25 protein-coding genes are annotated in these 23995 nt (G+C 37.2%); 14 read left to right on the forward strand and 11 right to left on the reverse strand.

All coding sequences use genetic code 11. The annotated features are described in order from the left end of the window. Positions 1–86 precede the first annotated feature (86 nt). Positions 87–1094 (forward strand): NAD-dependent epimerase/dehydratase family protein, encoded by a 1008-nt coding sequence (locus IWB64_RS03890; protein ID WP_194532763.1) that lies wholly within the window; start codon positions 87–89, stop codon positions 1092–1094. On the opposite strand, the gene IWB64_RS03895 is transcribed toward IWB64_RS03890, so the two are convergent. Genes IWB64_RS03895 through IWB64_RS03905 form a run of 3 tightly spaced genes read right to left on the reverse strand, consistent with a single transcriptional unit; the run spans position 1075 to position 3563 of the window. Continuing rightward, a complete protein-coding gene (locus IWB64_RS03895) occupies positions 1075–1497 on the reverse strand; it encodes a DUF4296 domain-containing protein (RefSeq protein WP_194532764.1) in 423 nt (140 codons plus the stop codon). The genes IWB64_RS03890 and IWB64_RS03895 overlap by 20 nt on opposite strands. A 1-nt stretch (position 1498) precedes the next feature. Then, positions 1499–2833: a dihydroorotase gene (locus IWB64_RS03900; protein ID WP_194532765.1), complete on the reverse strand. Its 1335-nt coding sequence runs from the start codon at positions 2831–2833 to the stop codon at positions 1499–1501. Position 2834: 1 nt separating this feature from the next. Continuing rightward, on the reverse strand, positions 2835–3563 hold the full coding sequence (locus IWB64_RS03905; protein ID WP_194532766.1) for a polyprenol monophosphomannose synthase: 729 nt from the start codon (positions 3561–3563) through the stop codon (positions 2835–2837). A gap of 162 nt (positions 3564–3725) precedes the next feature. Between IWB64_RS03905 and IWB64_RS03910 the strand changes: the two genes are divergently transcribed. Genes IWB64_RS03910 through IWB64_RS03920 form a run of 3 tightly spaced genes read left to right on the forward strand, consistent with a single transcriptional unit; the run spans position 3726 to position 6802 of the window. Next, positions 3726–5393, forward strand: coding sequence for an ArnT family glycosyltransferase (locus tag IWB64_RS03910; protein ID WP_194532767.1), 1668 nt, complete (start codon positions 3726–3728; stop codon positions 5391–5393). Further along, complete coding sequence (locus IWB64_RS03915; protein WP_194535799.1) at positions 5393–6049, forward strand: DUF4271 domain-containing protein; 657 nt, start codon at positions 5393–5395, stop codon at positions 6047–6049. The genes IWB64_RS03910 and IWB64_RS03915 overlap by 1 nt, the downstream gene beginning before the upstream one ends. Positions 6050–6055: 6 nt before the next feature. After that, positions 6056–6802 carry a uroporphyrinogen-III synthase gene (locus tag IWB64_RS03920; protein WP_194532768.1) on the forward strand — a complete coding sequence of 249 codons (747 nt, stop codon included), beginning with the start codon at positions 6056–6058 and terminating at the stop codon, positions 6800–6802. Between the two features lie 85 nt (positions 6803–6887). Here IWB64_RS03920 and pckA read toward each other — a convergent pair whose 3' ends face one another. Both pckA and IWB64_RS03930 read right to left on the reverse strand, forming a co-directional pair. After that, complete coding sequence (gene pckA / locus IWB64_RS03925; RefSeq protein ID WP_194532769.1) at positions 6888–8486, reverse strand: phosphoenolpyruvate carboxykinase (ATP); 1599 nt, start codon at positions 8484–8486, stop codon at positions 6888–6890. Between the two features lie 86 nt (positions 8487–8572). Continuing rightward, positions 8573–8959, reverse strand: a complete 387-nt coding sequence (locus tag IWB64_RS03930) for a DUF423 domain-containing protein (RefSeq protein WP_194532770.1) — start codon at positions 8957–8959, stop codon at positions 8573–8575. An 81-nt stretch (positions 8960–9040) separates the two neighbouring features. Here IWB64_RS03930 and IWB64_RS03935 point away from each other — a divergent pair, with 81 nt between their 5' ends. From IWB64_RS03935 to IWB64_RS03950, 4 genes are all read left to right on the forward strand, one after another. Beyond that, positions 9041–10420 carry a saccharopine dehydrogenase family protein gene (locus tag IWB64_RS03935; protein ID WP_194532771.1) on the forward strand — a complete coding sequence of 460 codons (1380 nt, stop codon included), beginning with the start codon at positions 9041–9043 and terminating at the stop codon, positions 10418–10420. Between the two features lie 87 nt (positions 10421–10507). Continuing rightward, positions 10508–10978, forward strand: coding sequence for an Lrp/AsnC ligand binding domain-containing protein (locus IWB64_RS03940; RefSeq protein ID WP_155594960.1), 471 nt, complete (start codon positions 10508–10510; stop codon positions 10976–10978). Between the two features lie 40 nt (positions 10979–11018). Further along, positions 11019–11345: a hypothetical protein gene (locus IWB64_RS03945; protein ID WP_194532772.1), complete on the forward strand. Its 327-nt coding sequence runs from the start codon at positions 11019–11021 to the stop codon at positions 11343–11345. Between the two features lie 103 nt (positions 11346–11448). Continuing rightward, the gene (locus IWB64_RS03950) at positions 11449–11961 is read left to right on the forward strand and encodes a ferritin (RefSeq protein ID WP_194532773.1); all 513 of its coding nucleotides are present in this window, start codon (positions 11449–11451) and stop codon (positions 11959–11961) included. Between the two features lie 83 nt (positions 11962–12044). Here IWB64_RS03950 and IWB64_RS03955 read toward each other — a convergent pair whose 3' ends face one another. The 3 genes from IWB64_RS03955 to IWB64_RS03965 form a co-directional block, all read right to left on the reverse strand. Further along, on the reverse strand, positions 12045–12740 hold the full coding sequence (locus IWB64_RS03955; RefSeq protein WP_194532774.1) for a zinc metallopeptidase: 696 nt from the start codon (positions 12738–12740) through the stop codon (positions 12045–12047). Between the two features lie 193 nt (positions 12741–12933). Beyond that, a complete protein-coding gene (locus IWB64_RS03960; protein ID WP_194532775.1) occupies positions 12934–13188 on the reverse strand; it encodes a SemiSWEET family sugar transporter in 255 nt (84 codons plus the stop codon). Between the two features lie 35 nt (positions 13189–13223). Then, positions 13224–16253, reverse strand: a complete 3030-nt coding sequence (locus IWB64_RS03965; RefSeq protein ID WP_194535800.1) for a leucine--tRNA ligase — start codon at positions 16251–16253, stop codon at positions 13224–13226. Between the two features lie 81 nt (positions 16254–16334). Between IWB64_RS03965 and IWB64_RS03970 the strand changes: the two genes are divergently transcribed. From IWB64_RS03970 to IWB64_RS03990, 5 genes are all read left to right on the forward strand, one after another. After that, complete coding sequence (locus IWB64_RS03970; RefSeq protein WP_194532776.1) at positions 16335–17213, forward strand: cell division protein FtsX; 879 nt, start codon at positions 16335–16337, stop codon at positions 17211–17213. A 67-nt stretch (positions 17214–17280) separates the two neighbouring features. Further along, the gene (locus IWB64_RS03975) at positions 17281–17550 is read left to right on the forward strand and encodes a DUF3098 domain-containing protein (RefSeq protein WP_194532777.1); all 270 of its coding nucleotides are present in this window, start codon (positions 17281–17283) and stop codon (positions 17548–17550) included. Positions 17551–17552: 2 nt separating this feature from the next. After that, on the forward strand, positions 17553–18347 hold the full coding sequence (locus IWB64_RS03980) for an undecaprenyl-diphosphate phosphatase (protein ID WP_194532778.1): 795 nt from the start codon (positions 17553–17555) through the stop codon (positions 18345–18347). 42 nt (positions 18348–18389) lie between these two features. Next, positions 18390–19103 carry a tRNA pseudouridine(55) synthase TruB gene (gene truB, locus IWB64_RS03985; protein WP_194532779.1) on the forward strand — a complete coding sequence of 238 codons (714 nt, stop codon included), beginning with the start codon at positions 18390–18392 and terminating at the stop codon, positions 19101–19103. A 117-nt stretch (positions 19104–19220) separates the two neighbouring features. After that, positions 19221–19904: a hypothetical protein gene (locus IWB64_RS03990; protein ID WP_317171948.1), complete on the forward strand. Its 684-nt coding sequence runs from the start codon at positions 19221–19223 to the stop codon at positions 19902–19904. Here IWB64_RS03990 and IWB64_RS03995 read toward each other — a convergent pair. Together IWB64_RS03995 and IWB64_RS04000 are read right to left on the reverse strand one after the other, a co-directional pair. After that, positions 19881–20507: a thioredoxin family protein gene (locus IWB64_RS03995; RefSeq protein ID WP_194532781.1), complete on the reverse strand. Its 627-nt coding sequence runs from the start codon at positions 20505–20507 to the stop codon at positions 19881–19883. The genes IWB64_RS03990 and IWB64_RS03995 overlap by 24 nt on opposite strands. Before the next feature lie 183 nt (positions 20508–20690). Next, positions 20691–21821 (reverse strand): esterase-like activity of phytase family protein, encoded by a 1131-nt coding sequence (locus IWB64_RS04000; protein ID WP_194532782.1) that lies wholly within the window; start codon positions 21819–21821, stop codon positions 20691–20693. A gap of 208 nt (positions 21822–22029) precedes the next feature. Here IWB64_RS04000 and IWB64_RS04005 point away from each other — a divergent pair, with 208 nt between their 5' ends. After that, positions 22030–22689, forward strand: a complete 660-nt coding sequence (locus IWB64_RS04005; protein WP_194532783.1) for a Crp/Fnr family transcriptional regulator — start codon at positions 22030–22032, stop codon at positions 22687–22689. On the opposite strand, the gene IWB64_RS04010 is transcribed toward IWB64_RS04005, so the two are convergent. Continuing rightward, on the reverse strand, positions 22640–23959 hold the full coding sequence (locus IWB64_RS04010; protein ID WP_226975801.1) for an alkaline phosphatase family protein: 1320 nt from the start codon (positions 23957–23959) through the stop codon (positions 22640–22642). The two genes, IWB64_RS04005 and IWB64_RS04010, sit on opposite strands and share 50 nt — an antisense overlap. Positions 23960–23995: the final 36 nt, after the last annotated feature.

A 23995-nucleotide genomic window follows, 5' to 3' on the forward strand; every position in this document is an offset into this window, starting at 1 on the left:
ATTTGACTACAAATATAAAAGTAAATCATTGCCTGACCCTTGATTAATACAGGAAATTATTCCCCGCTATTCGCTAACTTTGGCACATGGTATTGGTTACAGGGGGAACGGGCTTAGTAGGCTCACATCTTTTATTGAAATTGGTACAAAACGGTATTTCCGTTAGGGCCATACACAGAAAGGGCAGTGATCTTAAGCGCGTAGTTAAGATTTTTGGTTATTATACAGACGATGCCAAAATTCTCTTTAATAAAATTGAATGGGTAGAAGCTGATATTATTGACGTTCCTGCCCTAGAAATTGCTTTTGACCAGATTACCCAAGTCTACCATACTGCCGCACTAATTTCTTTTGATCCACAAAAATTTGATATCCTCGAAAAAATAAACACGGAAGGAACTGCGAACATCGTAAACCTCTGTATTGAGAATGGGGTAAGAAAACTATGCTATACTAGTACTATAGGTGCCATAGGCAAAAGCTTAGGTGATGCTATGGCAGACGAAGAAAACGCCTGGACACCTAGAGAAGCAAATGTATACGGACTCACAAAACAGGCTGCAGAAATGGAAGTTTGGCGAGGCTCACAAGAAGGACTTCCTGTAGTTATGGTTAACCCTGGTGTAATTGTAGGCCCGGGATTCTGGAATAGCGGTAGCGGCGATTTGTTTACTGTTGCTAAAAAAGGATATCGGTTTTACCCTCCTGGTGGAACAGGCTTCGTAACCGTTCATGATGTGATTAAGATGATGGTTTCTATAATGGATTCCGAGATTATAAACGAGCGCTATATTGCCGTAGCAGAGAATTTAACATTCAAGGAAATCCTTACGAAAATCACTACAGAGTTTGGCATTAAACCTCCATCGGTTCAATTGAAATTTTGGCAACTTGAAATAGGCAGATGGTTAGATTGGCTTAAAAACTTGTTTCTAAAAAATGGAAGGAGAATCACTAAAAATTCCATTCACTCTTTAAAGCATCGCGAAGTTTACGACAATACAAAAATTAAAAAGGATATCAATTTTGAGTTCGAAACGCTAGACGAGACCATTTCGTTTTGCTGTGAACGGTTTAAGGAAGAGTATCAATAGCTTTTTCAGCCTTTTCTTTTTCTCGCTTAATTTTTTCTTTCGCTACTCTAAGACTGTCATTTATCTTTTTCTGATCTTCTAACGCTTTCGCATCACGCTCAAGATTGGCTTCAACTTCTTTATAGATTTTTTCGTACTCTACCGGGAGCGAAGCATAGTAACGATCACTTTCTACCAATTGCAGACTGTCTATACTATACTTATTAAAAATATAGTCCATAGGTTCTACACCATTATCCCTAAGCACCTGCAAATTGGTTGTTTTAGCTGCATTTACAATGGCTAGATCTTGGAGTATCTCAACCATTTTTTCTTTTGGAATAATATTTTTAGGCTTCTCCAAAAGGGTTTCATTACAAGAAGTAAATGAAAAAAATATCAAAACTATTACTAAAACCCTCATGTTATCTATTGAATGTTAATCGCTTGGCATTTTTTTCTGTAGAGAAATTTCCGTTTTCATACGCCAAATGACCGTTTACAAAAGTATGTGTAACAGAGGACTTAAACGTAGTACCCTCAAAAGGAGACCATTTACATTTATATGCAATATTTGCTTTGGTTACCTCATAAGGAGCGTTCATATCTACAACTACCAAATCTGCATAATACCCTTCTCTAATGTAGCCGCGTTTCTCAATCTGAAAAAGTATAGCCGGATTGTGACACATTTTCTGTACCACTTTTTCTAAAGAAATTACATTTTCATGAACCTTATCTAATAGTGCTGTAAGCGCATGTTGTACCAACGGACCGCCAGAAGGAGCTTTCGTATAAACATTCTCTTTTTCGCTAAACAAGTGAGGTGCGTGATCTGTAGCAATTACATCCAAACGGTCGTCCAATAATGCTTTCCATAACTGATCTCTGTCTGCTGCCGTTTTCACTGCCGGGTTCCATTTGATCAAAGTGCCCTTGGTGTCATAATCTGCTTCAGAGAACCACAAGTGATGTACACAGACCTCAGCGGTAATTTTTTTCTGTTCAAGCGGAATATCATTTCTGAACAATTCCGTTTCTTTTCCTGTGGATAAATGAAAAACGTGAAGACGAGCTCCCGTTTTCTTCGCTAACTCTATGGCTTTTGATGAGGAAAGATAACAGGCCTTTTCACTACGAATTTTAGGATGATATTTTATAGGAATGTCATCTCCGTACTTTTCTTTATACTCCGCAAGGTTTCTTTTTATTGTTCCTTCATCTTCACAGTGGGTAGAAATTACCATTTCGGTATTTCTGAAAATTTCTTCTATTACCACCTCATCATCAACCAACATATTCCCCGTAGAAGAACCTAAGAATAGTTTAACACCAGAGCAGCCATTTCTATCCAATCGTTTTAATTCTTCTAAATTATCGTTGGTACCTCCAAAAAGGAAAGAGTAGTTAGCGAAACTAGACTTAGCTCCCATCTCAAACTTTTCTTCTAATTTCTCTATGGTGGTTGTTTGCGGAATAGTGTTGGGCTGTTCCATAAAAGTTGTTATACCGCCAGCTACAGCAGCTCTACTTTCTGAGGCTATATCACCTTTATGAGTAAGACCCGGCTCTCTAAAATGAACCTGATCGTCTATAACTCCCGGCAAAAGATACTTGCCTTTAATATCGATAACTTTTGCGGTATCATCGGAAATATTGACCGCAATTTTCACGATTAGATCATCTTGAAGCAATACATCGCTTTCAAAAGTTGAATTTTCGTTTACGATTTTGGCATTTTTAATCAATACTTTCCCCATACTAAAATCTAGATTTTTGGAACATACTTCGTATTTTCATCATGAAAACACCAAAGATGGCCTCTTTTATAATAGATGATGTCATTTTTGATTGCCCTCTTACTCTATCCCTGAATATAATGGACACTTCTTCAATTTTATAATTCTTAAGATAGGCCCTAAATTTCATTTCAATTTGGAAGGCATACCCTATAAAACGAACGGAATCTAAATTGATATTTTCTAAAACCTGGCGTTTATAAACTACAAAACCAGCCGTAGGGTCGTGTACGCGCATCCCGGTTATTATCTTAACGTAAAAAGACGCCCCGTAAGATAACAATACGCGATACAATGGCCAGTCTACTACGTTTACCCCTTTTTTATAACGGGAGCCAACTACAACATCTGCACCATTGGCACACGCTCTGTACAACCTTAATAAATCTTGCGGGTTATGAGAGAAGTCGGCATCCATCTCAAAGATATAGTCATACTTTTTTGCGATAGCCCATTTAAAACCATGTATGTATGCTGTACCTAAGCCCGCCTTTTCTTTTCTAACTTCTAAAAAGAGTCTTCCTACATATTCCTCCTGCAACTCCGTTACTTTTTTAGAGGTACCATCAGGTGAATTGTCATCAACTATTAAAACATGAAAATCTTTACTAAGACCAAAGACAGCTCTTATAATAGCTTCAATGTTCTCTATCTCATTGTAAGTGGGGATAATAACTATACTGTCTGACACGTATTCGCTTGAGTTTAGACAAAAATAGCATTTTAAAAGTCACCGAAAAATGCCAACTATCAAATTGTGATATTTTTAAAGGTTCGCTATCTATCAGAATTTGTAATTTTGAGCGTTGTTAATATGATAGGCTATGCCTAAATTTGAGATACCGATTAAACAATGAAGTATAAACTGCCCCGAATTTTTATTATTCTGTTAGGAATTGGTTTTTTAATCAACCTACTTCAGTCTTATTTCACCCCGCTTATTTTTGACGAGGCTTACTATTGGCATTATGCTCAAAAACTGTCTTGGGGGTATTTTGATCACCCTCCTTTAGTGGCCTTACTTATTAAAATTAGTGGTTTCTTTTTTGACGGGGAGCTTGGAGTCCGCTTTATGAGTTGTGTACTCTCTACCGCCACACTGTTTATTCTTTGGAGTACCATAGACAATCCAAAAAAGAAAGATTACGTAGTACACTTTTTTGTACTCGCCTACTCTATGACACTTTTGAACGCTTATGGATTTTTTACCCTACCAGATACACCACTACTATTTTTTACAGCCCTTTTGCTATATGTCTACAAACGATTCCTAGAGAAACCTAGCTTATTATGGGGGGTACTAATGGGCATTACCATGGCGGGCCTTATGTACAGTAAATACCATGCGGCTCTTGTTATCATATTTATTCTACTATCTAACATAAAATTAGTCTTTAACAAATATGCGTGGCTTTCTGTTTTTGTTGCACTACTTTGCTATGTACCACATTTTTTATGGCTGTCCCAAAATGACTACGTTACTATAAACTATCATCTTTTTGACCGTCCTAATGACCCTTACAATTTCAAAAAATACACCCTTGGTTACTTTGTAAACCTAGTAGCATTGTTTGGTTTAACATTCCCATGGGTTTACTGGGGTCTTTTTAAAGCCAAGGCAAATGACAAATTCACTAGAGCTCTACTATTCTTAGTTTATGGTGTACTTATCTTTTTCTTTATATCAAGCTTTAACCGGAGAATACAAACACAGTGGATTATTGTTATTTCCATTCCATTAATTATAATCGTTTTCCGATTTATGATGGAAAACGAAATTGCTAAAAAATGGATTTATAGAATGGGATTGGTAAATATTGCCATTATCCTTTATTTAAGAATTGGACTCGTTTACGAACCTATGTCTCCTATTTACTATGAAACTCACGGTAATATAGGTCTTGTTGAAGATGTAGCAGAAAAAATTGGCAATATGCCTTTGGTTTTTGAAAATTCATACAGAAATGCTCCAATTTTTGAATTCTATTCAGGAAACAACACCTATTCTTTGAATAATGAAAGCTACCGACTTAATCAATATTCAATTGATGATTCTGAATCCAAAGTACAGCATCAAAAGATTTTGTATTTATCGGGTCGCGCCACAGATGCAGATGAAATATTCACCAAGGATAATGGTAGTAAAATGTACGGTAAATACATAGATAATTTTGAGTCTTTTAGAAAACTTAAGACCCTCATAGAGGAACCTGTAGATTTTAAAGCGGGCCAAGAACAGGTTTTTCAATTGTACAATCCATATGATTTTGACATAGACTTAAACAAGTTACAGTTTAATGTGGCCTACATGACCGATTTTAAAATCGTAAAGGACAGGCTGCCTATTAAACCTAAATTAAACAACCCCAATATTACCAGTATCGGAGCCAAAGACACCCTTACCTATACCTTTAATTTTCCGCAACCCAGAGAATTAAAAGACCCGACCTACGTTAGAATAGGTGTTATGGAGAATAAGCTTATTTATGGGATTAACGGAAAAAACACAAAAGTAAAATGATGGATCCCATACTACGAACTGCAGGCACTGCCGATTGGATTACAATTATACTTCTAAGCAGCATAGTGTTCTTAGTACTTGCCAAGAGTTTATTCTATAGCCGTTTTTTGAATTTCATTATACTCCCGTTTAACAACAAGTACATATTTATGTACAACAAAAAAGAAAAGTTGATAAACTGGTTCCATATATTTTTCACAATTTTCCAAGTGATTAATTTTTCATTGTTCGTTTTCTTAGCTAGACAAATTTTAAGGGGAGACACTACTGATGCCTACCCGTTTATGTATCCTATTATTTTAGCGTGCATATTAGGGTTTATCGTCGTAAAAATAATCTTACAGATGAGCAACGGCTTCATTTTTGGATCGGGAAAGACCATAAGCGAGCTAATTTTCAAGAAATTATCCTACCTAAACTATAGTGGAATCATCATGTTCTTAGCCAACGTTATGTTAGCCTATGTGACGCAGGGCTCGGAGGTTGTAGTGTATGTTGCGATATTATTAATCCTCTTAATTAATGTAATTGGGTGGGTAACAGTGTTAAGGAATCACCAAAAATTTATCACCTCCTACTTTTTCTATTTTATTTTGTACCTTTGCGCTCTCGAAATTTCCCCGTTTGTAATCATTGGTAGTTATCTTAAACAATAGGTTTATATGAAAGTAAAGACAATTTTGGTCTCTCAGCCAGAACCGAAGATGGAGAACTCACCGTATTCGAAACTGATAGATAAAGAAAAAGTTAAGGTTGACTTCAGACCGTTTATTCATGTTGAAAGTGTTGACGCTAAAGATGTACGCCAACAAAAAATAGATTTAAACAACTATACGGCAATTATTTTAACCAGCCGAAACGCTGTTGATCATTTTTTTAGGATTGCTGAAGAAATGCGCTTTAAGGTTCCTGATTCTATGAAATATTTTTGTCAGTCGGAAGCCGTAGCGTACTACTTACAGAAATACGTAGTTTACCGTAAGCGTAAAATTTATGTAGGTAAGCGTAATTTTATAGAAATGGTTCCTTTGTTCAAAAAGTACAAAGGCGAGAAGTTTTTATTACCTTCTTCTGATGCTTTGAAACCAATTGTACCTGAAATATTGGACGGAATTGACATTGAGTGGAAAAGAGCTGTTTTTTACAAAACAGTAATCAGTGATTTATCTGATTTAAGAGATGTGTATTATGATATCTTAGTATTCTTTAGCCCTTCAGGCATTGAATCGTTATTACAGAACTTCCCTGATTTTGAACAGAAAGAAACTAGAATTGCTGTATTTGGCAACTCAACTGTTGATGCTGCTACAACTGCCGGTCTTCGTATAGATATTAAGGCTCCAACGCCAGAAACACCATCTATGACCATGGCACTCCAAAAGTACATTCACTCAGCAAATAAGAAGTAAGAACTCTTATTTAGTAAAATATGAAAACCCTTTGTTCAAATTCATGAATAAAGGGTTTTTTAATGGAATTATACTTTTTGAAAATCTAAAAAGCGTAACGTTGCGGGCCTCCGCGACGGATTTCCTCACTAGCAAAATCTTCAAATTGTTTGAAGTTTTCCCTAAAGGCATTCGTTAACTTAAAAGCCGTGGTGTAATATGCCTTATCATCGTTCCAAGTAGTCCGCGGACTAAGCACACTTGAAGGTACTCCTGGACATTCCCTTGGTTGCGCTACTCCAAATACAGAGTGAATATGATAATCATCGTAATTATAAAGTCCTAAATCACCGTTTAGAACAGCGTTAATCATAGCACGGGTATACTTTAGCTTCATTCGAGTTCCAACACCGTAAGGACCACCTGTCCAACCGGTATTGACCAACCATACATTAACACCAGCATCTTTCATTTTCTTACTTAGCATTTCCGCATACTTAGCGGGATGCAATGGCATAAACGGGGCACCAAAACAAGCCGAGAAAGAAGGTATAGGCTCTACAACCCCTGCTTCCGTACCTGCAACTTTGGCCGTGTAACCAGAAATGAAGTGATATGCTGCTTGACTAGGTGTTAACTTAGAAATTGGAGGAAGTACTCCAAAAGCATCTGCAGTTAGAAAGAAAATATTCTTAGGATTCTTCCCTATAGACGGTCTTTGCACGTTGTCTATATGATAAATAGGATAACTAACCCTAGTGTTCTGAGTAATTGAAGTATCGGCAAAATCAACATTACCGGCCTCATCCATAACAACATTCTCTAAGATTGCTCCTTTCTTAATGGCACCAAAGATTTCAGGTTCATTTTCTTGAGATAGGTTTATAACCTTTGCATAACAACCACCTTCAAAATTAAAGACCGCATTTTCATTGTTCCAACCATGCTCATCGTCTCCAATAAGTTTTCGGGAAGCATCTGTAGACAAGGTTGTTTTCCCTGTTCCTGAAAGACCAAAGAATATAGCTGTATCACCATCTTTACCAACATTTGCAGAACAATGCATTGGCATGGTATTTTTCTCTACTGGAAGTATAAAGTTCAGAGCTGAGAAAATCCCCTTTTTGATTTCCCCAGTATAACCGGTTCCTCCTATCAAGGCAATTTTTCGTGTAAAGTTCAAAATGGCAAAATTATGCTGTCTTGTTCCGTCTACTTTAGCATCGGCCATGAAACCAGGTGCGTTAATAACAGTCCACTCAGCATCAAAATTCTTAAGTTCTTCCTCCGTAGGACGGATGAACATGTTGTATGCAAATTGATTGGACCAAGGATATTCGTTAATTACCCTGATATCCATCCGGTAATTATGGTCTGCACATGCATAACAGTCACGAACAAACAATTCCTTTTCGTTTAGATAGGCAATAACCTTATCATAAAGTGCATCAAATTTAGCTGGCTCAAATGGAATATTGATGTCACCCCACCATATCTTTTCTTCGGTAATGGCATCTTTTACAATAAACCGATCCTTGGGCGACCTTCCCGTAAATTCACCTGTGTTTACGGCCAAAGCACCAGACGATGCTTTTTTGCCCATTTTCTTTTCTAGCGTGATGGCTTCTAATTCAGAAGGCGATAACTGATAATGCAGATTCTCGTGCGTAATACCGTACGATTTTAAAGAAATAGATTTTTCCATTTTTTAAATAATTGTTAGTTGAGAGTTTATTTTAGACGCTAAAATTATCAAAATAATAACTTTATATACTTATAAATGAGAATTTATTAGTCAAAATGTTTATAAACTCGATGCCCGAATATACTCCACCCAATAATGAGCAGCGTACCTCCAAGTGGCGTTACCAAGCCTATGGCTTTAAAGTCAAAAGCGGTCAGACTATTTGTTGCCAACAAATAAATGGAAAAAGAAAAACAACAAATGCCCACTAAGACAAAATAGAAAATCAACTTTTTACTAGCTTTGGGCAATTGGTTCATACTGCCCAAAACCAATAAAAGCAAGGCATGGTACATTTGGTATTTTACCCCCGTTTCAAAAGTTTGGATAGCATTGCTATCTACTAACTTTTCCAAGCCATGGGCACCAAAAGCACCTAAAATGACCGCAGTACCACCCAATACAATTCCAGTGAAACAAATTGTTTTGTTCATAACTTTTATACTCTATTTTTTTATAAATATAACAATCACTACCTTAGTCAACCGTTACACATACTAAAAGTACAAAACTAAATGTCGCGAAATATACTTGTTATCGGTGCAGGAAAATCTACTTCCTACCTTCTAGACTATTTCCTTGAAAAATCGGAAGAAGAAAAACTTCACCTAACCATTGGTGATTTAAAACCTGATTCTATTTCGGAGGTCATTAGAAATCATAAGAACTGTACCGTAATTCAATTAGACATACAAAATGAATCTGCCAGACAGAAAACTATAAAAAAAAGTGATATAGTGGTTTCTATGCTCCCGGCATTTTTACACAGCAAAATTACCGTGGACTGCCTTGCTTTAGGCAAACATCTTGTAACCGCTTCCTATGTTAGTGATACCTTAAGAGGTTTAGATGAAGCCGTAAAAGAAAAAGGACTTGTCTTTATGAATGAAGTTGGTTTAGACCCGGGCATAGACCATATGAGTGCCATGCAAATCATTGATCGGATTAGAGATCAAGGCGGAAAAATAGTATTATTCGAATCCTTCTGTGGCGGATTGGTAGCTCCTGAGAGTGATAATAACCTTTGGAACTATAAATTCACCTGGAATCCAAGAAACGTAGTGTTAGCAGGACAAGGTGGTGCTGCTAAATTTATCCAAGAGGGTACTTATAAATACGTACCCTATCACAAACTATTTCGTCGTACGGAGTTTTTTAATGTAAAGGGTTATGGCCGTTTTGAAGGTTATGCCAACAGAAACTCGCTAGATTACAGAGAGGCATACGGTCTTGAAGATGTGCTTACTTTATATAGAGGTACTATGCGCAGAACAGGTTTCTCTAAAGCATGGAACATGTTCGTGCAATTAGGCATGACCGATGACAGTTACTCTGTTGAGAATTCCGAAAACATGTCCTATCGTGAATTCACAAACCTATTCCTGCCCTATTCACCCACAGATTCTGTTGAGCTAAAACTACGCCACTATCTTAAAATTGATCAGGATGATAGAATGTGGGAAAAGGTACTGGAGCTAAACCTCTTTGACGACCAAAAAATTATCCCATTAAAAAATGCTACACCGGCACAAATATTACAACATATTCTTGAAGATAGCTGGACGTTAGCCGATTCCGATAAGGACATGATTGTTATGTATCACAAGTTTGGTTATGAGCTAAATGGTAAAAAACATCAAATTGATGCTAATATGGTGGTAATAGGAGAAAACAGAACGTATACTGCCATGGCCAAAACCGTTGGTCTTCCCGTTGCTATTGCGACCTTGGCCATTCTGAATAAAAAAATAACCACTCCAGGCGTTCAAATTCCTATCAAAAAAGAGGTATACGAACCTATTTTGAAAGAATTAAAGTCTTACGGTATCGATTTTAAAGAATTGGAAGTTCCTTATTTAGGTTATAATCCTGACTCTGTTTCCAATGGAGATTAGTCATTACAAACGATTACACCCACCTTTTCCATACTTTAAAATTCAAACAATAATAGCTACTTTTACCATCAATTTGAAACTCAGCTTATGAAACTAGGTAACGATAAAGTTAAAATTGACGGAATTGACAAAAAGATTCTAAGGTATCTTATGGAAGATGCCCGAAAGCCTATTCTTGAAATTGCTCGAAATATTGGTATATCTGGCGCTGCTATTCATCAACGTCTTAGGAAACTAGAATCTTCCGGATTGCTTGCCGGTTCAAAATTTATTATCAACCCAAAAGTAATGGGTTATCATACCATGGCTTACATTGGTATTTACTTAGATAAAGCAATGAGTAACCCTGTTGCTGTAAAACAACTAGAGAAAATTCCTGAAGTCCTTGAATGTCATTACACCACGGGCAACTGGTCTATTCTCATAAAAGTGCTTTGTAGAGACAATGAACACCTAATGCATGTTCTAAACAAAGAAATTCAACAAATAGAAGGTGTTTCGCGTACGGAAACCTTTATTTCTTTGGCGCAACAAATTGATCGACAAATTCAGATCTAATATTTGTATTAAATCTAAATAAGGATTATTTTTGTTCTCAATGGAACGCATTCATTCATCACATTACTATACATTTTTTCAATCCGATAAGGAGAGATGCTTTTATATAGACCTTGGTCAGAAGCTGGTGCGTTTATCATTTTGCCAACTACTTGCCCTTAGGCAAAAGGTTTGGAGCATTAACATTGAAGACCATTTTGACGAGGATGCTAATCCGCATGGGTTCGAAATAGTATCACTTTGCAATAGAGAACACCTTTTTATCTTAAATACACTTGAAATTCTAGACCTTAAAGAGTTGCTTACAGGTGCCTTTTTCTTGCTTGATATTGCTGCCCAGACTCCTTCACTTACCCCTAGAGCGTAGATTTCTTTATTTTTAATCAGTCTAAAATCAGTTATAAATAGGTTAATGCCTTAGTTATACGCACTCTTTTGTGATAACTTTACGTTAAGTAAAGAAAAAGACAATGAAAGATATAGCTAGACAACAAATGAGTATTAAGGTAGAAAGCATGGACATGCTCAATGCCCAAATACAGATGGAAGGTAAAGCATCTGCCTCATATTTAGCCATGGCCTCGTGGTGCGATCAACGTGGTTACAACCAAAGTGCAGACTTTATGTATAAGCAAGCTGCCGAGGAAAGAGAGCACATGATGAAAATTTTTAAATTTGTTAATGATTGTGGTGGTAACGCCATATCTCCTGCCATAGAAAGCACGAATCATGATTTCTCATCTTTAGAGGAGGTTTTTGAAACTGCTTTGAGCCAAGAAATAGATGTAACTAAATCAATTAATAGAATAGTTGCAGCTGCTAAAAAGAACAGCGATTTTGGTGTTGAGAATTTCCTGCAGTGGTTTATTACCGAACAATTAGAAGAAGAAAAAACAATGCGTGATATCCTTGACCTATTTGAAATTATGGGAAGAGATGGTATTGCATTGAAACTTATAGACGAACGCATATCTGCTGAATAAACAATTTTCATGCTAACTCAAGCAAAAAAAGGCTGTCTAAAAATTTCTAGACAGCCTTTTTGTATATTAATAGATTTCGAAAATCAATCCCTACCACCAAGCACTTGCATGCCCCAATAGACCAAAGTGGCCAATGAACCAATTGCTGCAACCAAATAGGTACGTGCAGCCCATTTTAAAGCATCTTCTGAACCTTTATATTCTTCTGGCGTTACCACATTTTTAGCTTTCAACCAAGCTAAGGCACGATTACTGGCATCATATTCTACGGGTAAGGTTATAAAACTGAACAAAGTTGCCATACCCATCATAACAAGACCAGCTACTGCCACCCAGTATCCAAAACCTACACCTGCTGCCGCACCTAACATAAGGCCACCAAAAACAACCCACATAGACATGCCGGAAGTAACACTAACAACTGGTACTAATTTTGAACGCATGGTTAACCATCGGTAAGCTTGCGCATGCTGCACAGCATGACCACATTCATGAGCCGCTACTGCGGCGGCGGCGGCATTTCTTTGGTTATAAACACCTTCACTTAGATTTACTGTTTTATTCTTTGGGTTATAGTGATCCGTTAGCATACCTGCAGTAGAAACTACCTTTACATCACGAATACCATTATCTGCCAACATTTTTTCGGCAATCTCGGCACCACTCATGCCATTGCTTAAATGTACATTGGAGTAAAATTTAAACTTGCTCTTGAGCTTCCTGCTCACCAGCCAGCTTACCAAAGCTATTGCTCCGATTAATATATAATATCCCATCATAATTTTATTCTTTTTAAAGTTTGAATTTAAAGATAATCAAAAACTCTCACCTCGACTGCGCTCATTTCGACTACGCTCAATGAGGCAGCTTTGATTAACAAACGTTTAATTATCTGTTATATTGGAAAGCAAAAACCCCGCCAATTTCTTTTGGCGTGATTTCAGGTAATCATTCTGCCAAAATGTCTATGGGTTATTTGTACTTGAATTTCAATACTAACATGAAGAAAAGAAGACAACCTGTTATAGCATTTGCCAAAGTAACTGGTAGGCTGTTAATCATAAGTCCGTATGTAAACCACAAGACGACTCCTAAAAAAAGAATGAGGTATGTACTACGTGAAATGTCCTTAGTGGACTTATCACGCCACGTTTTGTAGACCTGCGGCACATAACCGGCCGTTGTTAAAACAGCGGCCACCATTCCAAGAATTTCAATCTTATCCATTTGCTATGCTTAGTTGGTGGCCGTATGCCTGATACTTACCCTACGATATTTATAATTTTACCTGGTACTACAATTACTTTCTTAGGCGTACGCCCTTGTAACTGCTGCGCTGTTTTTTTATGGGCCATAACCGCTGCTTCAATTTCATCTTTGCTTAAATCTAAAGGAAGCTCTAGTTTAAAACGCATTTTTCCATTAAAAGAAACCGGATATTCTTTACTACTTTCCACCAAGTACTTCTCCTCAAATTTTGGAAAGTCTACCGTAGAAATTGAACCTTCATGACCTAATTGCTTCCAAAGTTCTTCTGCAATATGAGGTGCATAAGGCGATACTAAAATAGCCAACGGCTCTAACACCTTTCTACTATTACATTTCTGAGCACCCAATTCGTTCACCGCAATCATAAAAGTAGATACCGATGTATTAAAACTAAAGTTCTCTATATCTTCTTCTACCTTTTTAATGGTTTTATGTAAGGTCTTGTAGCTGTCTTTTGATGGCTCATCTTCTGAAACTGCAAAAGCACCTTCTGCACCTGAATGATACAAACGCCAAAGTTTTTTCAAGAAACCATGCGCTCCTGTAATACCTGCCGTGTTCCAAGGTTTGGATTGCTCCAAAGGCCCCAAGAACATTTCATACAAACGCAATGAATCTGCCCCGTATTCCTCACAAATGGCATCTGGATTTACAACATTGTATTTGGACTTGGACATTTTTTCTACCTCGCGAGATACTTTAAACGTTCCATCTTCTTCAGTGATGAATTCTGCATCAGCGTATTCTAATCTCCATTTTTTAAATCCTTCAATATCTAACTCATCCGAAGAATTGACGAAAGATACATCTGCATGTAAAGGCATATCAAAACTCTGCCCTGTCCACAAACGAATTTCGATTTGTGATTCAGGAAACCTCTCAGCCAACTTTTCTCCAACCTTATTTGTCATCTGTTTTACGGACTCAGTTAAGTTTTTGAACTCAGCCTTATCACAACTTACAATTTTGTCTCTAACATTTTTAGAAATAAATACTGGGTTATCGCTTATAACTTTTGATTGAAAATCACTTATCTCCTTTTCATCATAATAACCATCAACAATTATACTCACCTCATATGCAACCTTATAAACAAAAGCACTAGTCCCAGTAATCATCCCCTGATTGATAAGCTTTTTAGCAAACTCATCTTTGGGCACCAAACCTTTATCGAACATAAACTTCTGCCAGAAACGGCTATACAACAAGTGGCCTGTAGCATGCTCACTACCGCCAATGTATAAATCTACATCTTGCCAGTAGTCAATTGCTTCCTTAGAGAAAATTTCATTCTCATTATGCGGATCCATGTACCTATTGAAATACTGCGAGCTACCAGCCCAACCCGGCATGGTATTTAATTCCAACGGAAACACAGTGGAATTATTTATTTCACTGTTGTTTACAACGGTATTGGTTACCGTATCCCAAGCCCAAACCTCAGCATTACCTAATGGCGGTTCTCCTGTCTCGGTGGGTAAATATTTTTCAACTTCTGGCAACGCAATAGGCAGAAATTCTTTTGCAATCATTTGCGGCATACCATCTACATAATACACCGGGAAAGGTTCTCCCCAATAGCGTTGACGACTGAATACGGCATCACGTAATCGGTAATTAATTTTTCCCTCTCCTTGTCCTAATTTTTCCAATTCATAGATTGCTAATTTCATAGCTTTCTTATACGGCAATCCGTTTAGGAAATCAGAATTAGCAATGACCGTTTTATCCTTATCTGCATATGCCTCCTCCGAAATGTCTACGCCTTCAAAAATATTCGGAATAGGAATATTAAAATGCTTCGCGAAGTCATAATCTCGTTGATCACCACATGGAACGGACATTACCGCTCCAGTTCCATAACCCGCCAATACATAGTCCCCAATCCAGATTGGAATAGGTTCTTTTGTAAATGGATGTTCTGCATAGGCACCGGTAAAAGCACCTGAAATAGTTTTCACATCTGCCATACGGTCGCGTTCCGAACGTTTTGCAGTTGCTTCTATATACGCTTGTACCTCAGCTTTTTGGGCTGCAGTCGTTATTTTGGAAACCAATTCATGCTCTGGAGCCAAAGTCATAAAACTTACCCCAAAAATAGTATCGGGTCTGGTTGTAAAAACATCTATTTTTTCATCGTGGTCCTTTACGTTGAAAACTGCTGAAGCTCCTTGAGAACGACCAATCCAATTCGTTTGCGAATCTTTTAATGGTTGTGGCCAATCTACCGTATTCAATCCGTCTAACAAACGCTGAGCATATGCAGAAATACGCATACTCCATTGGGTCATCTTTTTACGGATAACCGGATGACCACCACGTTCTGACACACCGTTTACAATTTCATCATTTGCCAATACCGTACCTAGTGCCGGACACCAGTTTACTTCAGTATCTGCCAAATACGTTAATCTATATTGTAATAATATTTCTTGTTTTTTAACAATAGAGAAAGCTTTCCAATCATCCGCAGAAAAAAATTCTATATCATCGTCACAAACAGCGTTTACATTGGCATTACCATCCGCAGAAAATTTAGAAATCAACGTTTCTATATCTTCCGCCTTATCCGTATCCTTGTTATACCAAGAATTGAATATTTGAATGAATATCCACTGCGTCCATTTGTAATACTCCGGACTAGAAGTACGCACCTCTCTGCTCCAATCAAAAGAAAAGCCTAATTGATCTAACTGCCTTCTATATGTTTTAATATTAGCAGCGGTAGTTACTGCAGGATGCTGCCCTGTTTGAATTGCATATTGCTCTGCAGGCAAACCAAAAGAATCATACCCTTGCGGATGTAAAACATTAAAACCTTTATGCCTTTTGTAGCGTGCATAAATATCACTTGCAATATAACCAAGCGGATGCCCTACGTGCAAACCGGCACCCGAGGGGTAAGGAAACATATCCAAAACATAGTATTTTGGCTTATCGGAATTATTTTCGGCTTTAAACGTCTGGTTTTTGGCCCAAAAGTCTTGCCAATTTTTCTCTATTTCCTTGAAATCGTAGTGCATGCTGATATCTTTCTTTTCAATGTTCGCCAAAAATAAGTTTATTCAATTTACTTTCCTAAATTTACGCCTGTATACGCGATTATGGGCAAGTCTTTTGAACAGTACCAGAAACAAAAATTAATATCATCGTATTTTTCGGTGGTACTGAGTATTGCTTTGGTATTATTTTTACTGGGTATTTTGGGGCTTTTGGTTATCAATACCAAAAAAATGGCAGATCATTTTAAAGAGCAAATCACTATTTCTATCTTTTTAAAGGACGAAGCAAAAGAGTCTGAAATAGACCAACTCCAAAAAAACCTCTTACAAGAAGAACACACTAAAAGTGCTGTCTTTGTTTCCAAAGAAGATGCCGCCAAGCAACATAGTGAGGAAATAGGCGAGGACTTTCAGAATTTCTTAGGTTACAATCCGCTTAAAAACTCCATTGATGTGCAGTTAAGAGCAGATTTTGTTACACCACAAGAAATAGATTCTTTAGCTACCAATCTTGCCAAAAAGACCTATGTGGAAGAAGTTAGTTATGATAAACCTTTAGTTGGTCTGTTGAGCGAAAATGTAAAACGTATCAGTTTTTGGATTTTGATTGCCAGCGGCGTTCTTACTTTTATCGCTATTTTACTTATCAACAGCTCCATCCGTTTGAGCATTTACTCCAAACGTTTTATCATCAAAACCATGCAAATGGTAGGTGCTACAAAGACTTTTATACGTAGGCCTTTTATTTGGATGAATATTAAACTGGGGATTCTAGGTGCCCTAACTGCACTTTTAGCGCTAACGGGAGCATTGTATTATTTAGACCAAAACTTCCCTGAACTAGAGCTTTTTAAAGACCTTGAGCTATTAGGTATTCTCTACGGAGCCATCTTTATTTTAGGAATATTCATCTCGTTAATCAGTACTTTTTTCGCGACACAACGGTTTTTGAACCTCCGAACCGATGAACTTTACTATTAAGAACATCCTAACAATAAACCTTTACGACCATAAACTTTTTTAAGTAGAACTTCGTTAAATTTGCAGCATGGGTAAGAAACAAGTAGAACATACAGGCCAGCAGGATAAACAAGAATTCATTTTTCAAAAAAAGAACTATACCTTCTTTTTTGTGGGTCTTGCATTTATAGCCTTAGGCTTTATACTCATGAGTGGTGGTGGCAGTGACGACCCTAACGTATTTAATGAAGACATCTACAGCTTTAGAAGAATACGCTTAGCACCTACCCTAGTATTAATTGGATTAGGTATTGAGATATATGCCATATTGTTGAATCCTCATAAGAAGAAAAAATAATTTTGGAGACGCTAGACGCAATCATTCTCGGTATCATTCAAGGATTGACCGAATTTTTACCTGTATCATCAAGTGGACATTTAGAATTAGGAAAAGCTATTTTAGGTGACAATTCCGTTCCTGAAGAAAGCCTTTTATTTACAGTTGTACTTCATGCAGCAACCGCTTTGAGTACTATTGTAGTTTTTAGAAAGGATATATGGGAAATTATTAGTGGACTCCTTACTTTTAAATGGAACGAGGAAGCGCAGTTCTCTGTTAAAATTATCATATCTATGTTGCCTGCAGTTTTTGTAGGTCTTTTTTTTGAAGAACAACTGGAAGCCTTTTTTGGCGGTAATGTTCGTTTCGTAGGTTTTATGCTTTTGATTACGGCAGTTCTTCTATATTTTGCCGATAAAGCCAAAGACACCGATAAAAAAGTAAGTTTCAAGAACGCATTCATTGTAGGTGTCTCTCAGGCCATTGCTATGTTGCCAGGTATTTCTAGAAGTGGCGCTACCATTTCTACGTCTGTATTATTAGGTGTTGACAAGACCAAAGCAGCTCGTTTTTCATTCTTAATGGTTGTTCCTCTTATTTTTGGTAAAATAGGGAAAGACCTTATGAGTGGCGACCTTAACTTTGATGGTGGAAATAACCTTGCTATGGGCGCAGGTTTTATTGCTGCTTTCGTAGCCGGTCTTGCTGCCTGTACTTGGATGATCCAATTAGTAAAAAAGAGCAAACTTTCTTACTTTGCCATTTACTGCTTTGTTGTGGGACTGATTGCTATTGCCTACGGGTATTTGGGCTAGACCGTTTCCAGTTATTCAGAACAGAGGTTAATACTTATTTATATGGATTCTCGTACCCAAGAGGACTTTCTTGATGGACAAATATTGCTTATAGACAAACCACTTGGTTGGTCTTCTTTTCAGGCGGTAAATAAATTAAAATGGGCTATTCGCACAAAGTTCAAACTTAAGAAGTTTAAAATTGGTCATGCAGGAACCTTAGATCCTTTGGCAACCGGACTACTTATAATTTGCTCTGGTAAATTCACCAAAAGAATAACAGAACTTCAAGGACAAGCAAAAGAATACACAGGTACCATTACTCTAGGTGGCACAACTCCTTCTTACGATTTGGAAACCGAAGTGGATAAAACGTACCCTACCGGACATATCACGGAAGCACTATTAGATGAAACCCTTCCCCAATTTATAGGTGATATTGAACAACGCCCACCTGTATTTTCAGCATTAAAAAAAGATGGTAAACGGCTCTATGAGTATGCCAGAGAAGGAAAAGAAGTAGAGATAAAACTGAGAAGTGTTAACGTCTCTATTTTTGAAATTACCGAAATGAAGCTCCCAGATGTTAAATTTAGAATTGTTTGCAGCAAAGGCACTTATATTAGATCTTTGGCACATGATTTGGGGCAAGCTCTACAGAGTGGAGGGCATTTATCTGAACTTAGGAGAACCAAAATAGGTGACTATAACGTAAATAATGCCATTGACCCTAATGTATTTGCGGAAAACCTACTGGGAAAAACATCAGAATCATAAAAAGAATACCCTAGCCTTTCCGTTCAACGAATAATTAAAATATTTTTTTAAAATTGTGGTTATATCACTATGACCTTGAACCGTAAACATTTAGCGTTCCTTATTACCTTTTTTTCGATGTCTATTATTGTGTTGGCACTGTACAACATACACTTAGGGCAAGATAAAGAGGTAGACGACTATGTGGTAGAAATGGTACTTGAAGAAGATATTGAAGAGCTTCTTAAAGAAAAGGAAGAATTAGAGAAAGAAAGTCAAAAATTAGACCCGGTAAAAAGCCACATGGCTTATAACGAAACCGCAAAACCAAGCTACGGTAACCCAGAACCTTTAAAAACACTTGAAGAGTTATTAGAGGAAAAAATGGCTGCTGAAAATAGCAATGACCCTAATGAGCTACTTTCTGATTCTGAATACGCAGAGCGCGTAAAAGAATTAAAAAAGAAACGTAAGGAAGCCAAGCAACTGTTAGGCGAAAAAGAGGCTCAAAAGAAAGAATTCACCAATAATTTAGCAAAAAGAAATACATCGGTTTCCTACTCATTAGTAAACCGTAGTAATTATAGATTACCTCCCCCAATATACACTTGTATCGTTGGAGGAAAAGTTGTTGTAAATATTCAAGTAGATGCAATGGGCAACGTTGTGGATGCCGATTACAACTCAAAAAGCTCTGGCACTTCTAACGGTTGTTTGATAGACAATGCCATTGCTTACGCTTATAAAGCTAAATTTAGTTCTGGTGAAAAATCGGTTCAAAAAGGAACCATCACCTACCTATTTCAAGGGAAAGCTCGCTAATACTTCTTTCAGCGTTGATTGCCCTTTATCCTTATTATACCACTGTTGAATTTCCTCTTTAATCTCAGGTAACAATTGGCCATGTTTTGCCTTATGATCTGCTACCAACTTTGCAGCTAGCTTAGGTCTTGGACCCCAATCCGCAAGTACTTCTTGGTTTTCCGCATCCCAAAAAATCAATTTAGGAATAGACATTCCCCCATTAGTCAAGAAACGGTTCATTAAGTCTACATTCTCATCCCTCAAAATCACTTTAAGATCTATATTGTCATTTAACTGTGCCACTTTATTAATTACTGGTAATGCCGGAGCAGCATCTCCACACCAACTTTCGGTTAGGACAATCAGTTGTACTTTTCTATCAAGTTTGGCTATTGCATCTGCATCTTCTGCACTTACTTTTACCGTTTTATCAAAACGCTTCATGCGGCGGTCATTAAGCATCGTATAATTAGCCAAGGCTTCCGTTTGTTCTGGCCCTGTTGCTTTTCCTTCAAGAACTAACTGACTTACCATTGCCCGGTAATCTTCATATGAAATAGCTTGAGAAAGCGCTTTTCCTATTAATTCTTGTGTACTGTTTTCTGTTATAGGTAATGCCATTTTAATCTTCTTTAAAATTTGATAACAAAGTTAACACTCTGCTATGTCTGATTTGGTAACATGGGTCACATTGGTAGTATTTTATTACAAGAACTTACAAACCTCTCGTTCAACTACCTTTTGGAAACGAGAAAATCCGTTATACCATAGTACAACGGACTTTCTACAACTTTATTTATCCTCTTATTTTACTTCAAGAAGTATAAACTGATTCAATTGTGGCCCAAATGCGCTAAAATTATTGTCCGCTACCAACACCAATGAACGATTACCATTTTTTAATACAGGACCAAAAGTGATTCCCTCGATATTATCTACAACTCCATCCGTTAATTGACCTCTAACACTTTCAAAATCGAACAACAACTCCTTGGTCGCTTTTTTATAGTCCGCACCTTTAAGACTATCCATACCACTTAAGTCCGTTGCATCCGAAGCATCAACATTATATATCTTTACGTCGTTACCACCATCTGCATATCCTGTTGAAAAGGAACGTTCCAAGACCAAAAACTTATCTGTATCATATTCTAGAATTTCTACAACGCCGTTTACCGTGAAAGCAGTTTCATCAAACTTTCTAGCAATTGGGTCCAACTCATAAGCAAACTCTTTTCCGAATGCCCCAGAAGTATTTATGAAAGCCATCCGAACCGGAGAATCTGTATCTTCTACCAGTGGTTCTGACCCATCTTCAAAAAGAGGTAATTCCATAGAAGCCCAATAACCAGCTTTGTCAAAGGACACAGAAAGACCCTCAATAACCCCATTGTGTCTTGGGCCACGGTTCTCTTCTTTAGACACCTTGAACTTTTCAGATAATGAAATATTAGATTTATAAGTGCCCTTCATATTCGCTATCCTAATAACTGGGTCTACACCTCCATTAATATTTCCTTCACTTGACCACAATACGCTACCGCCAGTAGTAATCCTAATAGCTTCCGGATCTACTTCACCATCTGCAAAAGGTAGATTACTACCATTCAATAATTCCGTAACCCCATTAATTGTTACATTTTCAAATCCGTTTTCATTAAATTGAATGTCCGCCGTGTAAAACCGAATAGGTGCTTTGGCATCATCACTAATCATGTACCACTTTCCATCTGCATAATCTATTCCAGACAGACCACCAACCTCAGTACCTGCATACATTGAACCATCCGGCAGAACATATTCATCTATATACTGCAGGCTTGTTATGCTCTGATCCTGCATATCTCCATGCCCTATAAAATCATCTATATGCTCACAGGAAATAATTGTTGTGAGAATTAGTAGACCCACAATTTCTAAAGTATAGTTTTTCATTTTTTCATCTATTTTTGGTTCAGCAAGAAGACACATAATTTTTGCAAGAACTTTAACTGGAGATTACGATTAGATTAATCTAGTATTATTTTCATGCTCCATTTGTTAAAGACCTATTACTTCCGACAATCTTAATATTCAACTAACATTACATTAACTATTTAAAAATAGATTTGTGGGTTTCGATAATGATATATGTTGATGAGCTATGAAAAACATCCGTCCACAATTACACAAAAAGCATTCACTTTGCCTTTATGGTTATTTAAAAAAATCAGGGAACCCAGATTTTTTTAGTTCGGTTAAAGAGATTACAGTTTCCAAAAACGAATTCATTTACAAACCTCCTCTTACAGAAAATTACATGTATGAGTTAGTAGAAGGGGTTGTTAAACTAGGTGGTTATTCAGAAACAGGAGAAGAAAACACCTATGATGTAATCTATACAGGCGACTATTTTGGAAACTTAAAATATTTGAATGGACAATTCTTTGAATTTTCAAAAACACTGATAGACAGTAGAATTCGTATTTATGATTTAACCTTCTTTAAAAAAGCTATTATTGAAAACCCAGTTACTTCTGAATGGTTCATTGCCTACCTCCTTAAACGATGGTGTCTAGCCGAAAAAAAATTAGGCCAAGTAAATGAAAGATCAACCCTTCAAAAGCTGGAATTTCTACAGGGTCATTATAATATTAACGTAACCGACATACATGGTGATGAACATATTCTGTATGATTTACTCACTCAAAAAGACAAGGGTGACCTTATCGGGGCCACCCGTCAAACAATTGCCAATGCACTAAAAAAAAAAATCAGTTCTTCTTCTGGGTTAAGATTCCAGGATACAGAATGCCATTTTTAGTTTGAAAGTCTAATTCTAACAATTCGCTAACTACTGGTGCGATATCCTCAAGGCCCATTTTTTCTATTTTCTTGCCTTTGGTGACACCTGCGCCAAATGCAAGAAAACCAGTTTCTATTTCTTTAAAATCAGGAAAGAAACCATGAGTACCTCCTCTTCTTGGGGAAAGTATATTGCCTTTTGTTCCTGATGACATGGCTATTCCGGGTATAGGGGCCAATGCAAGAACTGCATTGGGATCCGCGCCAATAGCATCTAGGTCTTTTCTATCTACTACACGAAACAATTTCTTTATAGAAGGCGGTAAATCATTTAATTTTGCACGGACTTTTGATATCGTCTTTTTGTCATTTTTATCCTTCAACAATAAAAAAGCAGAAGCTCCAGACGTATGAAAAGCGGCTTTCCAATCACCACGGTCATGAGAATCTTCCATCAATCCTTCTTCTACTAACCAAATATTAGGATTCAAAGCAGAATGTACATCAACAAAACCATGATCTCCCGTAACAATAAATGTTGTTTTTCCAAGAATCCCAGCACGATCTGCAGCTTCCATAATTTTTCCTACGGCACGATCAACTGCTGCAATCGCGGTAAAGACCTTTTCGCCTTCTCTGCCCTGTTCGTGTTGAAAATGATCTGTAGCAATTAAATGCAATGTCATAAAGTTCGGCTTATATTTTTCCAAAGTGTAAGCTGCCATTTCGCCCGTTCTGTCTTCTCTGTTCAAGTAATCGCCATTCCAAGTATTATCGTTCAACTTACCCAAGACCGCTATTTCCATCTCTTCTAAAAATCCCTTTGGATTTTCTTTTGTACGCATAGATTCTATTCTACTAACGTCTTTATTGAGAAGCCAAAATTCAGGAATATTATAATCGATTGGGGCACCAACGGAAACCGGCCATATAAAACTGGCATTAGTCTTTCCGGCTTCTTTAACGGCATGCCATAAGGTTTTGGTCTGAATTAATTTACTGTCCCAATACCAACGACCCGTTTGACCTCCTTCTTCAAAAGGACTGTTGTAAAACACACCATGCTCCGCAGGATAGGCACCTGTTATTATAGTCGTATGAGAAGGATAAGTGACGGATGGAAAAACTCCTCTTACACCATCAGCGGCAACACCCTCCCGGACCATTTTCTTTAAATTTGGCGTAGGCCATTTATCCTTTAAATAAAAATTAGGCCTAAAACCATCAACCGAGATTAAAACTACATGTTCAGCCAAGGACTTCTCTTGCGCCTTTGCAAATTGCGCCATACATAGAAATAAGCATAGCGAGTATAAAATAGTATT

Origin of the sequence: Zobellia nedashkovskayae, from assembly GCF_015330125.1 — a bacterium.
Taxonomy (GTDB): Bacteria; Bacteroidota; Bacteroidia; order Flavobacteriales; family Flavobacteriaceae; genus Zobellia; species Zobellia nedashkovskayae.